The 12,906-nt window shown below is 63.3% G+C and carries 13 protein-coding genes; 7 read left to right on the top strand and 6 right to left on the bottom strand.

Annotated features, from left to right (window positions below; all coding sequences use genetic code 11):
* The first annotated feature begins 104 nt into the window (after window positions 1-104).
* Window positions 105-1,574 (top strand): glycerophosphodiester phosphodiesterase, encoded by a 1,470-nt coding sequence (locus ACLQ62_RS09290; RefSeq protein ID WP_411721363.1) that lies wholly within the window; start codon window positions 105-107, stop codon window positions 1,572-1,574.
* Here the strand turns inward: ACLQ62_RS09290 and ACLQ62_RS09285 are convergent.
* From ACLQ62_RS09285 to ACLQ62_RS09265, 5 genes are read right to left on the bottom strand one after another with little or no spacing between them, the layout of a single operon-like run.
* On the bottom strand, window positions 1,526-2,803 hold the full coding sequence (locus ACLQ62_RS09285) for a glycosyltransferase (RefSeq protein ID WP_411721362.1): 1,278 nt from the start codon (window positions 2,801-2,803) through the stop codon (window positions 1,526-1,528). The genes ACLQ62_RS09290 and ACLQ62_RS09285 overlap by 49 nt on opposite strands.
* Window positions 2,793-3,764, bottom strand: coding sequence for a GDP-L-fucose synthase (fcl, locus tag ACLQ62_RS09280; protein ID WP_411721361.1), 972 nt, complete (start codon window positions 3,762-3,764; stop codon window positions 2,793-2,795). The genes ACLQ62_RS09285 and fcl overlap by 11 nt, the downstream gene beginning before the upstream one ends.
* The gene (gene gmd / locus ACLQ62_RS09275) at window positions 3,765-4,886 is read right to left on the bottom strand and encodes a GDP-mannose 4,6-dehydratase (protein WP_411721360.1); all 1,122 of its coding nucleotides are present in this window, start codon (window positions 4,884-4,886) and stop codon (window positions 3,765-3,767) included.
* A 34-nt stretch (window positions 4,887-4,920) separates the two neighbouring features.
* On the bottom strand, window positions 4,921-5,376 hold the full coding sequence (locus ACLQ62_RS09270; RefSeq protein WP_411721359.1) for an adenylyltransferase/cytidyltransferase family protein: 456 nt from the start codon (window positions 5,374-5,376) through the stop codon (window positions 4,921-4,923).
* A 34-nt stretch (window positions 5,377-5,410) separates the two neighbouring features.
* The gene (locus ACLQ62_RS09265; protein WP_411721358.1) at window positions 5,411-7,039 is read right to left on the bottom strand and encodes a sugar transferase; all 1,629 of its coding nucleotides are present in this window, start codon (window positions 7,037-7,039) and stop codon (window positions 5,411-5,413) included.
* 1,077 nt (window positions 7,040-8,116) lie between these two features.
* Between ACLQ62_RS09265 and ACLQ62_RS09260 the strand changes: the two genes are divergently transcribed.
* The 3 genes from ACLQ62_RS09260 to ACLQ62_RS09250 all read left to right on the top strand — a co-directional run bounded on the left by ACLQ62_RS09260 (window position 8,117) and on the right by ACLQ62_RS09250 (window position 9,314).
* Window positions 8,117-8,617, top strand: a complete 501-nt coding sequence (locus ACLQ62_RS09260; RefSeq protein WP_411721357.1) for a hypothetical protein — start codon at window positions 8,117-8,119, stop codon at window positions 8,615-8,617.
* 202 nt (window positions 8,618-8,819) lie between these two features.
* On the top strand, window positions 8,820-9,017 hold the full coding sequence (locus ACLQ62_RS09255; RefSeq protein ID WP_411721356.1) for a hypothetical protein: 198 nt from the start codon (window positions 8,820-8,822) through the stop codon (window positions 9,015-9,017).
* 24 nt (window positions 9,018-9,041) lie between these two features.
* Window positions 9,042-9,314 carry a hypothetical protein gene (locus tag ACLQ62_RS09250; RefSeq protein WP_411721355.1) on the top strand — a complete coding sequence of 91 codons (273 nt, stop codon included), beginning with the start codon at window positions 9,042-9,044 and terminating at the stop codon, window positions 9,312-9,314.
* A 199-nt stretch (window positions 9,315-9,513) separates the two neighbouring features.
* On the opposite strand, the gene ACLQ62_RS09245 is transcribed toward ACLQ62_RS09250, so the two are convergent.
* Window positions 9,514-10,152: a hypothetical protein gene (locus tag ACLQ62_RS09245; protein ID WP_411721354.1), complete on the bottom strand. Its 639-nt coding sequence runs from the start codon at window positions 10,150-10,152 to the stop codon at window positions 9,514-9,516.
* 355 nt (window positions 10,153-10,507) lie between these two features.
* On the opposite strand from ACLQ62_RS09245, the gene ACLQ62_RS09240 reads away from it, so the two are divergent.
* The 3 genes from ACLQ62_RS09240 to ACLQ62_RS09230 form a co-directional block, all read left to right on the top strand.
* Window positions 10,508-11,113, top strand: a complete 606-nt coding sequence (locus tag ACLQ62_RS09240) for a TetR/AcrR family transcriptional regulator (RefSeq protein WP_411721353.1) — start codon at window positions 10,508-10,510, stop codon at window positions 11,111-11,113.
* A gap of 129 nt (window positions 11,114-11,242) precedes the next feature.
* Window positions 11,243-12,133, top strand: a complete 891-nt coding sequence (locus ACLQ62_RS09235; RefSeq protein ID WP_411721352.1) for a branched-chain amino acid ABC transporter permease — start codon at window positions 11,243-11,245, stop codon at window positions 12,131-12,133.
* Window positions 12,094-12,906 (top strand): ABC transporter substrate-binding protein (locus ACLQ62_RS09230; RefSeq protein ID WP_411721351.1); only part of this gene is annotated, 813 nt, incomplete at its 3' end. The genes ACLQ62_RS09235 and ACLQ62_RS09230, both read left to right, overlap by 40 nt.

The raw sequence follows: 12,906 nt of genomic DNA, 5'->3' as shown, positions 1-12,906 counted from the left end.
GCAGGCAACGGATCGGACAACCTGCGGCTGTGGTCAACCGAAGTCACTACAGCCAGCTACCGTCCTGTCCTCACCCTGGATTACATGCCGAACGGCTGACCGCAATGACGGGAGAGGGTCTCGGGAGGCGGCAGTTCGTCCTCGGGGGAGCAGCAGCACTGCTGCTCCTCCCCTCCTGCGCCCGAACGGGCACACGCATAGCGTCTCCGACGCCGTCCACGCCGTCCACGCCGGCAGCGCCGCAACCGGTGTCGACGATTTCCGAGCTGTTCGCGCTCGCTCCGTTCTATATCGCCCACCGCGGATCTGGAGATAACTGGCCGGAGCACACGGCGGTTGCGTACCGGAACGCTGCCGAAGCCGGGGCACAGGCCATCGAAATCTCTGTCAACGCGACTTCCGACGGAATCCTCGTCTGTCACCACGATACGAACACGTGGCGAATGACAGGGGTAGATCGCGAGATTGGCCGGACGACGTGGGAAGAGTTGTCCGGGCTCAAGAACAACGCCACCGCATGGCTCGGGCCGAGTACCCCTCTCGAACCCATCCCGCTACTGAGAGACGTCCTCGACGAACTGGCGGCCGACGGCCGCCGCGTCATCTTCGTCGAAGACAAGCAGGGCACGAACACACGGGCACTGCTCGATCTCCTCGACTCGTACCCGGACTCCACAGAGCACTTCGTCTGGAAGCAGTGGGCGGGCGCCCGGCAGCATCAGCTCGCCCAGGAACGGGGATACACGGCCTGGGGGTATTTCACCTCAGAGATTCAATCGACAGAATCAGTCATCGACAGCTTCGATTACCTCGGCGTCTTTCACACGGCTCCCGACGAGTTCGTCGCTGACCTCGTCTCAACGGGCAAGCCCGTGATTGCCTGGGAAGTCCATTATCGGTCGGTCCGCGACCGGCTGGCGAAACTCGGCGTTGTGGGAATGATGTGCTCGAACATTCCCTATGTCACCGCGACGGCAGCCCTGGCAGCCAGAGACACGTTCGCAACCGGGATGAGGGCGGCCGGCGACCTGCCCTGGACAGTAGATCTGGGCTGGGGGGTGCAACCGAAACTCACTGCAGACGCCGGGACCGTGCTGCTCGACTATGCCGGCAACCAAAGCTACCTCATGGGATCCTTCGCGCCGATCGACGCATCGAGCTTTGAGATATCCTTCCGGATCCGGTGGCCGAAAGTACTCCCCGCAGATACTCAACACGCCGGAATTTCCTTCGGGGTCGAGAACGACCGCCCGTATCGGCTGGGGTTCGCGGGCGACGTCAGCGGCTACCACGCCGTGCTTCGTGCAGACGGTTCGCTGGAACTCCACGAACAGGCGAAGGGAACAGCCGAGGGTAATGTGCTCGACTCCGTCCAGACCCCCGCACCGGCGGCGGGAGAGTGGATCGACCTTGTCGTCGCTGTGAGCGAAGCACGGATCGCGGTCAGCAGGGACAGGAACCTGTCCTGGGAGGCGGCGGTGGACGACGCCCGCTATCGCGGCGGCTACTTCTGGCTGTGCAAGAACTACGCGGAGCCAGTCGCCGTCGAATACTCCTCCGTCATCGTGGAATGATCCGGCGCCACAACCTCAGCGAGCACACCCCTGAATCGTCCGATGGCGGTTTCAGCTGACAGGATCGCACCTCGGTACTCACGTGCGGATGCCCCGAAACCTGCCGCAGCATCGGGGTCGGCTGCCAGGTCCTCCGCGGCCCGCAGCAGGTCAATCGGGCGAGTCGGGTCAACGACCGGGCCAGCGCCGGCCGCCCGCAGTTCGTCGGCCGTGATGCTGCTGTGGTCAACTGCTCCGATCACGGGCAGACCAGTGGCGAAGTAGGAGGTCAGCTTGCTCGGTACGGACATCTCCGTGAGACCCGGGCATTCATTGACCAGCAGGATGTCCGCCGATGCGAGGGCGGTCTCGAACTCGCCGTCCGGCAGGGGATCAAGAAATTGAAGTCGCGAGTTGGGACCGGCTGCCTCGAGGCTTTTGCGGGTGTTTCCGTCGCCGAGCAGCACGAATCGCACCCGCGATCCGCGCTCCTCCGCCAGCTGGGACGCGCGGACCACGTTGAGAAGCCCCTGTTTCGCTCCCATGTTGCCCGCATGGAGGACGATGATGTCGTCCGGCCCCCAGCCCAGCTGGCCGCGCATCGTGTCATCGCGCGAAACGGCGCTCGCGTCGAGGTGCGACCAGTTGCGAACCACGTCGGTCGATTCCGCTGGAACACCGAGTTCGGTCGAGAGGTACCGCCGGAAGCGGTCATGAATGACGATCACTCGGGAAGCGGCACGGAGCGCGGACCGCTCGACGACCGAGACAGCGTGAGCAGCACGAACACCGGCGCCGGTCTCCGCGACGCCGAGCGAGTAGATGTCCTGAACCCAGATGCAGGTCGGCACCCGGAACAGCTTCGCCCGCATCGTCAGGAGCGCGGTCGCGAACAGGGCCGGGCTGACAAGAACGAGGACATTGGGAGATTCCCACGGTGAGAACAGTGCGCGCAGCCCAAAGTGCAGTTCCATCAGGAGGCGGCGCCCGCTGGTTGGCCGACGGGGGATGTGGTGGCCGATCCGCAGAACCGAGACGCCGCGCAGTTCTTCCTCGCGTGAGCGGCCGGTGTACCCTGCGGCCACTTCCCATTGCGGATAGTGGGGGAACCCCGTGATCACATAGACCTCGTCGCCCCGCGCGGCGAGGCCCTCAGCGAGTCCCGCTGTGTACGGAGCGATGCCGGTGAGTTCAGGCGCATAATTCAGCCCGATGAATGTCACCCGGAGGCGCTGAGAGTCATCTGCCACGGAAATCATCACCTCTCGAAAGGAACCAGTCGTATGTGTGCCGGATGCCGTCGGCAAGGCTGATCTGCGCTTCCCAGCCAAGCGCGTGAATGCGGGACACATCCAGGAGCTTCCGCGGCGTTCCGTCCGGTTTGGACGTGTCGAATCGAAGTTCTCCGGTATAGCCGACGACCCCCGCCAGCAGTTCGGCCAGTTCGCGGATCGAACAGTCCAGGCCCGTTCCCACATTGAGATGCGAAAGCATCGGCTGGGTCACGGATGCGTACGTCTCCTGGTCGAGTCCCATCACGTGCACGCTGGCGGCCGCCATGTCGTCGACGTGGAGGAATTCCCGTCGCGGCGTTCCGCTTCCCCAGATGACGACCTCTGTGGCATCCGCCTGCTTCGCTTCGACGAAACGACGCATGAGAGCAGGAAGAACGTGGCTCTCGTCCGGGTGGAAGTTGTCACCGGGGCCGTACAGGTTGGTCGGCATGACACTGCGGTAGTCACGCCCGTGCTGGCGGTTGAAGCTCTCACACAACTTGATCCCGGTGATCTTTGCGATGGCGTATGGCTCGTTCGTGGGTTCCAGGACTCCGGTGAGAAGGCTCTCCTCCGGCATGGGTTGCGGTGCGTTCTTCGGATAGATGCACGACGAGCCGAGGAACAGGAGCTTCTGTACGTCGGCGTCGTGCGCTGCCTTGATGATGTTGGCCTCGATGAGAAGGTTGTCGAGGAGGAAATCGGCCGGGAAGGTGTTGTTCGCCTGGATGCCCCCGACGCGCGCCGCCGCGAGGTAGATCTCGTCGACCGCGTTCGCCCCGACGAACTCGGAGACCGCGCGCTGGTCAGTCAGGTCGACCGTGCGTCGATCGGCTGTGAGGATCTCAGTGCCCGTCCGGGCGAGCTGGCGTACGATCGCCGAACCGACCATTCCTCGGTGGCCGGCGACCCAGGTTCGCGTGCCCCCGCCAGGCATTCAGGATTCCAGCGCGACGGGAATCGCGAAGCCGTGCTTTTTGAGCAGGGCAACGCGTCGCATTGAGTCGAGGTCTGAGGCAACCATTTCGGCCACCAGTTCGCGGACGCCGACCTGGGGATGCCAGGCGAGAATGAACTGGGCCTTGGTGGCATCGCCACGAAGGCTCTCAACCTCCGCTGGCCGGAAATAGCGCGGGTCGACCCGGACGATGACGTCGCCGGGGCTGAGGGCCTCGGCAGCTTCTCCTTCGACGGCGTCGACGATGCCGACCTCGTCGGTGCCGGTTCCCTCAAAACGCAGTGTCACTCCCAGTTCGGCTGCGCTCCACTCCACGAACTGCCGCACCGAATACTGCTCGCCGGTTGCGATGACGAAGTCCTGCGGCACCTCCTGCTGGAGCATCATCCACTGCAGGCGGACGTAGTCCCTGGCATGACCCCAGTCGCGCAGGGAATCCATGTTGCCGAGGTAGAGGCAGGAGTCCAGACCGAGAGCGATCTGCGCCAGTCCTCGCGTGACTTTCCGGGTGACGAAGGTTTCACCCCGGCGGGGCGACTCGTGATTGAAGAGGATGCCGTTGCAGGCATACATCCCGTACGACTCCCGGTAGTTGATGGTAATCCAGTACGCGTACAGTTTCGCCACGGCGTAGGGCGAGCGGGGATAAAACGGTGTCGACTCTGTCTGCGGGATCTGCTGGACCAGGCCGTACAGCTCGCTCGTCGACGCCTGGTAGAACCGCACGGAGTCGGTGAGCCCGAGGAGCCGGATTGACTCGAGCAGGCGCAACGTTCCAAGCGCGTCGACGTCCGCGGTGTACTCCGGCTCCTCGAAACTCACGGCGACGTGCGATTGAGCACCGAGGTTGTAGATTTCGTCTGGCTGAACATCCTGGATGATACGGGTCAGGTTGGTGCCGTCGGTGAGGTCGCCGTAGTGCAGCTGGAATCGCTGATTCTCGGTGTGGGGGTCCTGATAGATGTGGTCGATGCGTCCAGTGTTGAGGAGGGAGGAGCGACGCTTGACGCCGTGGACTTCGTAGCCCTTCTCGAGCAGTAGTTCGGCAAGATAAGAGCCGTCCTGTCCGGTCACTCCGGTGATGAGTGCGGTCTTTGCCATGATGGTTCCTTCATTCTCAGGGAAGCCGGGTGCGTCAGTGTCGTTCAGCGCTGTCCGCGTCAGAGTCGATACCCGTGAGGATGTCTAGCGCCCGACGCAGAACGGTGCTGGAAGTGGACAGGGTGTAGGGGAAATACACGACGTCGACGCCCACCTCGGCGAACCGTCGCTCGAGGATCTTCCCCCGCTCGGTGCCCTTCCAGTCATCCCCCTTGAAGTAGACGTGGAATCCGAGTTCGTGCCAGGTTTCGAGCTTGTCCTCGTGCACCTCGGCGACCGCATGGTCGACGACGTCGATGGAACGTACGATCTCGAGCCTTTCGACCAGGGGCACCACCGGCGCGAACCCCTTGGTGTTCCGCATCAGTTCATCGGAGGCGACGCCGGCGATCAGATAATCGCACTGGCTCTTCGCGTGGCGGAGGATATTCAGATGGCCGATGTGGAAGAGGTCGAAAGCTCCGCCGGCGTAGCCGATTCGCTGTGTCACTGTTGCCCTTCCGCGTGGTGGTGTCGCGGCCATGTCAATACGCCCCGACCGGCTTGAGCAGGACTTTGATCGTGCGCCAGATGATCATGAGATCGCCGGTGAGCGACCAGTTTTCGACATAGTAAAGATCGAGCCGGACGCTCTCGTCCCAGCTCAGGTCGCTGCGCCCGTTGACCTGCCACATACCGGTCAGGCCGGGCTTGATGTAGAGGCGGCGGTGGACGTGACTCTCATAGGCCTCTACTTCGCGAGGCAGCGGGGGGCGTGGCCCGACGAGGCTCATGTCGCCGACGAAGACGTTCCACAGTTGCGGGAGTTCGTCGAGCGAATACTTCCGGAGGATCTTCCCGATCCGTGTCGTTCTCGGGTCGTCCTTGAGCTTGAAGAGGAGACCAGCGCCTTCATTCTTCGCGATGAGCGATTCGAGGTCAGACTCGGCCGTCGTCACCATCGAGCGGAACTTCAGCATCGGGAACCGATTCTCATTGCGCCCGACCCGTTCCTGCGAGAAGAACACCGGCCCGTGGTCGTCGAGCTTGATCACCAGGGCGATCAGGGCGAAGACGGGGGCGAGTGCGATCATCCCCAGCGCGGAAGCCACCACGTCGAATGCACGCTTGAGGACGTGCTTGCCGCCTTCGAACTGCGGGATCTCGACGTGGATGAGGGGGAGGCCCTCGACCGGGCGGAAATGAATCCGCGGTCCGGCGACGTCGGTGAGGCGCGAGGCAAGAACGAGCTCAGTAGCGGTTCCCTCGAGTTTCCACCCCAAAGTGCGGATGAACTCAGCCCCGCCATCCGGTTGGCCGGCGACGATGACGGCATCAGCGCCCACAGCTTTGGCGGCCTCAGCCGGGTTGACACCGTCGAGAACCGAGACGGGACGCAGCCCGGTGGTTACCGAGTGGACGTCGCTGCCTGCGTTCGAGACGACCGCTCCGACCACGTTGTAGGCGGACCCGGATTTCTGCTGAATCTGGCGGATGACATAACCGACGTCGTCGAGCGTCCCGACGACGACGGCCCGGCACAGGTAGAGGTCGTGGTGGCGCTGTTCGGTCAGCCACCTGCGCCACAGCCAGTGCGCCAGCAGCAGGCCGAAGGTCCCGATCGGAAGCGCCAGGAGAAAGTATCCCCTAGCGACGTCGATGTTGAGAATGAGGAAGATGATGGCGAGGACGCCGAAGGCTGTCGCGCTCGCGTTGACGATCCTCTTGTACTCGCTCGCTCCCACTCCGATCACCCGCGAGTCCTGGGTGCGGAATGCGGTGAGAGCCAGGAGCCAGGCGAAGACGATCGCGGCTGAGATCATCCCGTATTGGGCTTCCACCTGGCCGGGGGCTGTCAGCGAGTCTTCGCTGCCGAACCGCACGAAAAAGGCGACGCTCACGGCCGCCATCACCGTGGCGGCATCCGTCACGCGAAGCCGAAAGCGGTAGCTACGGGACCATACCCGTTCCGACGCTCGTGCCCTGACGATCTGCCTCTGGACGTGGTTCGTGCGGAACCCCAGGCGGACGACGCCGGGTACTACAAGGCGCTGCTTGACCTCGGTCATCGTGGTGATCTCGCGGCGGTGGCCGGCGTCCCCGTGTTGTGTCCAGGCTGAGTCGATGCGGGCATACTGGTTCCTCCCGGCGGATGATGTACCTGAGACAGCCAAACTTGCCGGCTCCGACTCGGATCCAAAACACGAGATTGTCTCAGTTTCGGCGTGTTCCGACAGTAGTCGCGATGAGGCCTGCGGGGTGCCCCCAGATATAGGGGTGAGCATTCCTCGGTTTTTGTGTCCTGAGCAGAGCGCCGACCGATTGAGCGGGGGTGCGGACCGCGTAATGCGGGCATCGGGTGAACGAAGTTCATGGTCCCGGTCCCGGCCCCGGGCCTGGTGCGCGGAGATTCCGCGTACCGGAGGGAGGTGCGGATGAGGCTTGTTGTTCCGCGTGCTCGTTGAAGGCCTGGGCCTTAACTTAAGAAATCCCCGTAAGTAGAAGCCTTACGAGGATTTCAGTGGCTCCGACCGGCATCGATCCGGTGACCTTTCGATTTTCAGTGAGCCTGGGCGGTTTTCGGCACTGTACTTATGGTTGCGATATCGCGCTGATCAGGTGTTCTCATCAATGGTCACAGTTGGTTTCAGTTGCTTCTTGGGGCATTAATGGCCCTTTAATGGCCGAAGATGGGGCTCGTCAAGGCCGCTCGAGCGAGTTTGGCAACCGCTTTTTGGCGAGCACCTCCGCCCCGCGGCACCGGGTCGATAAGGCCACGCATGGGTGCTGCCTCGCGAGGCGACCGTCCGACAACCGGCGCAGGTGGGACCTTCGAGGCGAGCTTCGAAAATCGGGTGCCCGAGTCCGCAGTTGCCCGGTCGCGTGACGCGGGAGATTAGCGCAGTGATGTCGCGCAAGGGCCACCTGAGTGCGAATCCTTTTCGGACAGGCCAAACGCGAACCGTCAGGCCCAGCGCTTTATCGCGGGCAATGACCGCGGGGAAGTGTCCGTAGAGCGTCCGTCTTACGCGGACGCCCACCGCCAATCCTTCCCAAGTGACAACGTCACGGCGCCTGCGACGTTTAAGCGCATAACGAGAACTCTTAACGGGAAGCATCACGGGGGACCGGATACGAGATCTCGGTGGCTCAGCATCGGCCCACCCCAGTAGGTTGAAGCCAGCGCCGGAACCGCCGGTCAAATGCGCATTCGAGTCTTTGAGGCCTGGATCGCCGTGAGGAGACGATCCGTGCCGACCCGTGCAACGACCAGCCGCGCCATCTTCAGTGTCGCGATCATCATGTCTGCAATGGCGGGGTGCAGCGCTAACGCCGAGTTGCCCGAACCGACGGAACCCGCCGCTGAGGTCGAATCCGAAGCCGAACGCCCGGCGAAACCCGTGAAGCCTGAGTGCACAGAGATCTCCGATTCCCTCCTCACAGCGCTCAACGACCTGGTTGTCGCGAAGGGGCGAGGCGAGACCGTCTTAGCAGGCGGAGCGCTGATGGATGAAGAGTCGGGATGGTGGCACGTCGCCGGTCATATCGACATCGCCGATCCAGCCAGTGACGATGTCTTCGGAGTCTGGGCGACCCAAGGAGACCCGACGGCGGAGCCTTTCGTGGGGAAGATTTTCTCCGTCAACGACAACGCGGCACCGGACCATTCGGTGGCAGAGCTGACGAACGAAACCAGGATCGACCCGGAGAAGATGCCGATGCTGAGCTGTGTACCGAAGGTGAAGGGGTAACAGGTTCTCAGAGCGCGCACAGCACTGCCCGAGGTGCCGAAGCCTCAATGGGTCCATGGAACCGAGCCGTCACGAGACCTCGTATCGCTCAGGCATCGCCGATGGTCGCGCGCTGCGCTATCCGCTCGAGGCCGCAGCCGCCGCGCCCTGACCGGCATCCGCACCTATGGTGCCCGCCATTGCTCTCCGATAGCTTCAGGGCATGCCCTTAGAAATCGACCTCTTGTGGAGCTTCTACCCGCTCCTCCTCCTGGCTCTCGCAATCACTCTCGCGGTGGTCGTCATCCGCCTGATGCTCGCAGCGACGCGAGCCCTCAACGCTTACACGGATGACCGGAAGCTGCGTACGGCGCTGGCTCTCGACGAGGTCGACCCAGCGGACGAGACGCGAGTCAGCTGACCTGACGGTCGGAATGATGACACCATGACCGAGCCACCGGAGATCTTCGTCGCTCGTGATTCAGCCTTCGTCGAAGTGGAGCCTGAGCCGGCCTGGCGTCCGCTTCTGCGGTTCACCATTGTGACGGCATTGTGCATCGCACTCCTCGTCGTCGCCCTCGCACTCACCATCGTGTGGCTGCAATCGTGGGGTCTATGGTCGTGTGGCGGATTCGGCGGGACGGACGCAGAAACCTATCCAGACGCGTATGTCTATAGCGAGGATGCCGGTTGCATGGTGCCCATCTCATCTCGATAGGGCACCGCTAAGCGAATCAGCGCCTCGGGCTGTCGCACTGCACCTTTCCGTTGAGCGTTACGTCAGCGGGCTACGGCTGCCTTTGGCAGTCGGTGAGGCATCAAGAGGTCCATGTTATGGGTAGCGACCGGGTTGTTGGCAGGTCCCCCAGTTACGTTGCTATTCAAGTGGAGGGCCGCGCTTCGCCCGCCTGTACATCTCACGCCTGATTACCTGATGGTTTCGTGAGTGCGTCGACGCCAACATCCGCGCGCATCGACCCGATCAGGTCATCTGAGGTGGGACTCTCGTCGTCGAATTCGGGCGAGATATCACCTGCCCAGGCATCTTCCATCTTCCGCGAATATCGGTAGAAGACCTCGCTGGCTCGTTCGCTCACCTGATCGCTGGCAAGGAGCTGAAGGCGGCCGAACGCTTCCCTCCAGCGGTCCCACAGATCATCACGTCGTTTCTCGAGTTCAAGTGCTGGCCGCTTGTTCTCGTCGTCCTCATCGATCTCCTCCGGTGTCCAGTGGAATCGGCCTTGTTTGTCTAATACCGCTCCCGGCGGCGGCACCAACTCGGCATGGAACCAACCGACATCGTGCGACAAGAATCTCCAGCGCTCGAGGCAATCAATGAACTCCGCGTAGACCTTCCGGCGCTCGACCCGGTTTGCTTCCATGGACATGTGCTCGAGTTGTCGGACTGAGTTTTCTCGCTGTGCCTTCGTGGATGAAGCGGTCGCGACCACAGAGAACAACCCTGTTAATAGCACGCCGAGAAGGGTCCCCCCGACGGCGATAGCCGTGACACCTAGATCATTCAATTTGTCTTCTTTCCGCTCGTTATCGCACATTATCGGTTCAAGGTGCGGGCATGGGTGCCTGTACTCGAAGCCGACGGTTGTATGAATGACCTGTCCGGTTGGCTGTCCCGATGAGGGTTCCGCTCACAGACACCGCTCGAAGCGATAGTCGCTTTCAAATCCGCACCATAGAGCAGGGTAAAAGCCCGTCCGCTGACCGGTCCTCCTCAGGGAACGCAGGGCAGCGAAGCGGGTCCAGGCATCGCGCGCCCCAGTAAAAACACCATTGGGCCGCTTCGGCACACCGGCCGCGGTGGCGGGAGCCGTTGTCAGGCTGGGGCGGGCGTGACATCGGCGCCAAGCATTCACGGCTAGCATGTGCTCAACCACACTGCAAGGAGGCACGATGGTTCCCCAGGATGTCGCCGCGAGCCGTATCGATGCGCGGCTCACCCGAGTTGCCATTATTCGTGCGGTGCGAGACCTCGTCGCGGTGAAGGGCGAGGGTGTGAGCATCCGCGAAATTGCCGACACCGCGGGTGTCGGCAGCGCCACGCTCTACCGCCACTTCGACGGCAAGAAGGACCTGCTCGACAGCGTCTCGATGCACCGCTGGTCGCAGATGTGTCACGCCACGCAGGCCCGCGCGGCGGCGGAACCGGCCGCGCAGGGCATCCGCCGTGTCGTCGGCATCATCGATATGTATACACGCATGACGACATCGGACGCCCAGTACATCCAGGCACTCGGCCTGCGAGTCGGCCACGACCCCACGGGCATCGGGCCGTTGAGGGATGCCTTCGACCCCAGCTTCGCGCGGCTGTGGGCCGTGGCGCAGGAACGCAGCGAGATCCGCCCTGCTGCACATCCGAATGACGCGATCGAGATGGCCGGCGCCATTCGCCAGTCGAATCGCCGGCTGCAGATGCTCACACTGCTCGTTGCGGGCATCGCGACGCCCCAGATCGACCCCGACAAGTTAGTGCTGGAGTTGTACCTGCGGGACAAGTGAGAACTTCGCGGCCTCTTCTTCTCACTTGATTGAGTAGGCCCCACACGGCCCTCAGCATGGCTTTATGCACTGTCGCTACGAACGTCCACGAGCTGCCTCATTCGTAGGCTCGCGCGGGGTGGCGTGACCATGGAATCCATCGTCTCGCTCGTCCTCTCGGTGTTCACCCTGTTCGGCTTCTACGCGCTACTCGCGGTCGGCATGGGGCTCATCTTCGGCCAACTCGGGGTCGTCAATGTCGCCCACGGGGAGCTCGTCATGGTGGGCGCGTTCGTCATGTTCGCGCTATCGGATGTCCCGTTCCTACTGCGCCTCGTGCTGGCGGTACTGATCGGGCTCGGGCTCGGCGTCATCATCGAACGACTCGTTCTCTCGAACCTCTACGAGCGGGGCTTCCTGGCGACGCTCCTCGCCATGTGGGGGGTCAGCATCGTGCTGCGGGAGGGTGCGAACGCGATCTTCGGCTCGACGCCTGCCTCGGTGCAGGCGCCCATCCAGCAGAACGTCGAGATCCTCGGCGTGAGCTACCCGCTCTACCGGATCGTCATCGCGGTCACGGCGCTCCTCATAGTCGCCGCCGTTCTTCTCGTCACGTATCGCACGAAACTAGGTCTCGTCGTGCGGGCGACAGTCGACAACCGTGACATGGCATCCGTGCTGGGCATTCCGCCGCGCCTCGTCATCACGGGCACGTTTGCCGTCGGTGTGACCCTCGCTGTGCTGGCCGGTGCGCTGCAGAGCCCCCTGCTCGGCGTCACCCCGACGGTTGGCGCCGCATTCCTCGCCCCAGCGTTCTTCGCGGTGCTGCTCGGCCGCGCCGGCTCGCTACCGGGCGCCGTCTTCGGCGCATTCGTCGTCGCCGTCTTGAGCACGGTGCTCCGCACCTACCTGAACGAGACCCTCGCCCAAGTCGTGCTCTTTGCCCTGTTCATCGTCTTGGTCGCCGTTCGTCCGAACGGCATTGATTGGAGGAAGGTCCAATGGAAATCTCATACACAGCCCGCGCAGGTCGCGGCATGACCGCGCTGCGGCGCACCGCCGGCATCGTTGCCGCGTTCGCCCTAACCACGTCGCTTGCGGCCTGCTCGGGTGGGGCGATCGGCGGCGGTGGCGGCGAGGGTGCGGACGATGGACTTAAGGTCGGCCTCATCGCCCCCCTGACAGGCCCCGTGGTACAGGAGGCCACCGCGATGCAGCGCGGCTTTGAGCTCGCCATCGAGAAGATCAACCAGGAGGGCGGCGTGCTCGGCCAGCCGGTCGAGTTCGTCATGGTCGATGACCAGGCGGATGCTGCGAAGTCGACCCAGCTCGCGCAGCGTCTCATCGACCAAGACGAGGTCGACTACATCTTCGGCACCGTTCCCGGCGACACGACGGCCGCCGTCGCGCAGGTGGCCGAGTCGGCGAAGGTGCCCTTTTCGTCTGCCATCCTCGGCAACGCCGGCGTCTGTGGGGAGTACTTCTTCCCCTTCGGTGAGCCCAACGCCGCGCTGCTGAACGGGCTGGTGCCCCAGATGATCGCCGACCACGGAACATCCGTCGCCCTGATCGGCAACGACTATGCGTTCCCGCGCGGCTACTTCGATGACGCCCGCACCCTGCTCGAGGAGCTCGGCGCGAATGTCGTGCTCGAGGAGTACTCGCCCCTGGGCACTGCCGACTGGCAGCCCGTTATCTCGAAGATCAACGCAGCGTCGCCCGATTGGGTGCTCACGGCGGTCGTCGGCTCGGATGCCACGGCTCTCGTGACGCAGGCGGATCAGGCCGGGATCCTCGACAGCATGGGCTTCACC

The sequence above is a fragment of the Mycetocola sp. genome, from assembly GCF_046716805.1.
Classification (GTDB): domain Bacteria; phylum Actinomycetota; class Actinomycetes; order Actinomycetales; family Microbacteriaceae; genus Mycetocola_A.
This window is presented reverse-complemented; position numbering and strand designations above follow the sequence as displayed.

Excerpts from the sequence above, each read along its gene's own strand:
- ACLQ62_RS09255 (WP_411721356.1), top strand. The coding sequence starts at position 8,820 with ATGCCCTTAGAAATCGACCTCTTGTGGAGCTTCTACCCGCTCCTCCTC.
- ACLQ62_RS09290 (WP_411721363.1), top strand. The coding sequence starts at position 105 with ATGACGGGAGAGGGTCTCGGGAGGCGGCAGTTCGTCCTCGGGGGAGCA.
- ACLQ62_RS09250 (WP_411721355.1), top strand. The coding sequence starts at position 9,042 with ATGACCGAGCCACCGGAGATCTTCGTCGCTCGTGATTCAGCCTTCGTC.
- ACLQ62_RS09235 (WP_411721352.1), top strand. The coding sequence starts at position 11,243 with ATGGAATCCATCGTCTCGCTCGTCCTCTCGGTGTTCACCCTGTTCGGC.
- ACLQ62_RS09240 (WP_411721353.1), top strand. The coding sequence starts at position 10,508 with ATGGTTCCCCAGGATGTCGCCGCGAGCCGTATCGATGCGCGGCTCACC.
- gmd (WP_411721360.1), bottom strand. The coding sequence starts at position 4,886 with ATGGCAAAGACCGCACTCATCACCGGAGTGACCGGACAGGACGGCTCT.
- ACLQ62_RS09245 (WP_411721354.1), bottom strand. The coding sequence starts at position 10,152 with ATGTGCGATAACGAGCGGAAAGAAGACAAATTGAATGATCTAGGTGTC.
- fcl (WP_411721361.1), bottom strand. The coding sequence starts at position 3,764 with ATGCCTGGCGGGGGCACGCGAACCTGGGTCGCCGGCCACCGAGGAATG.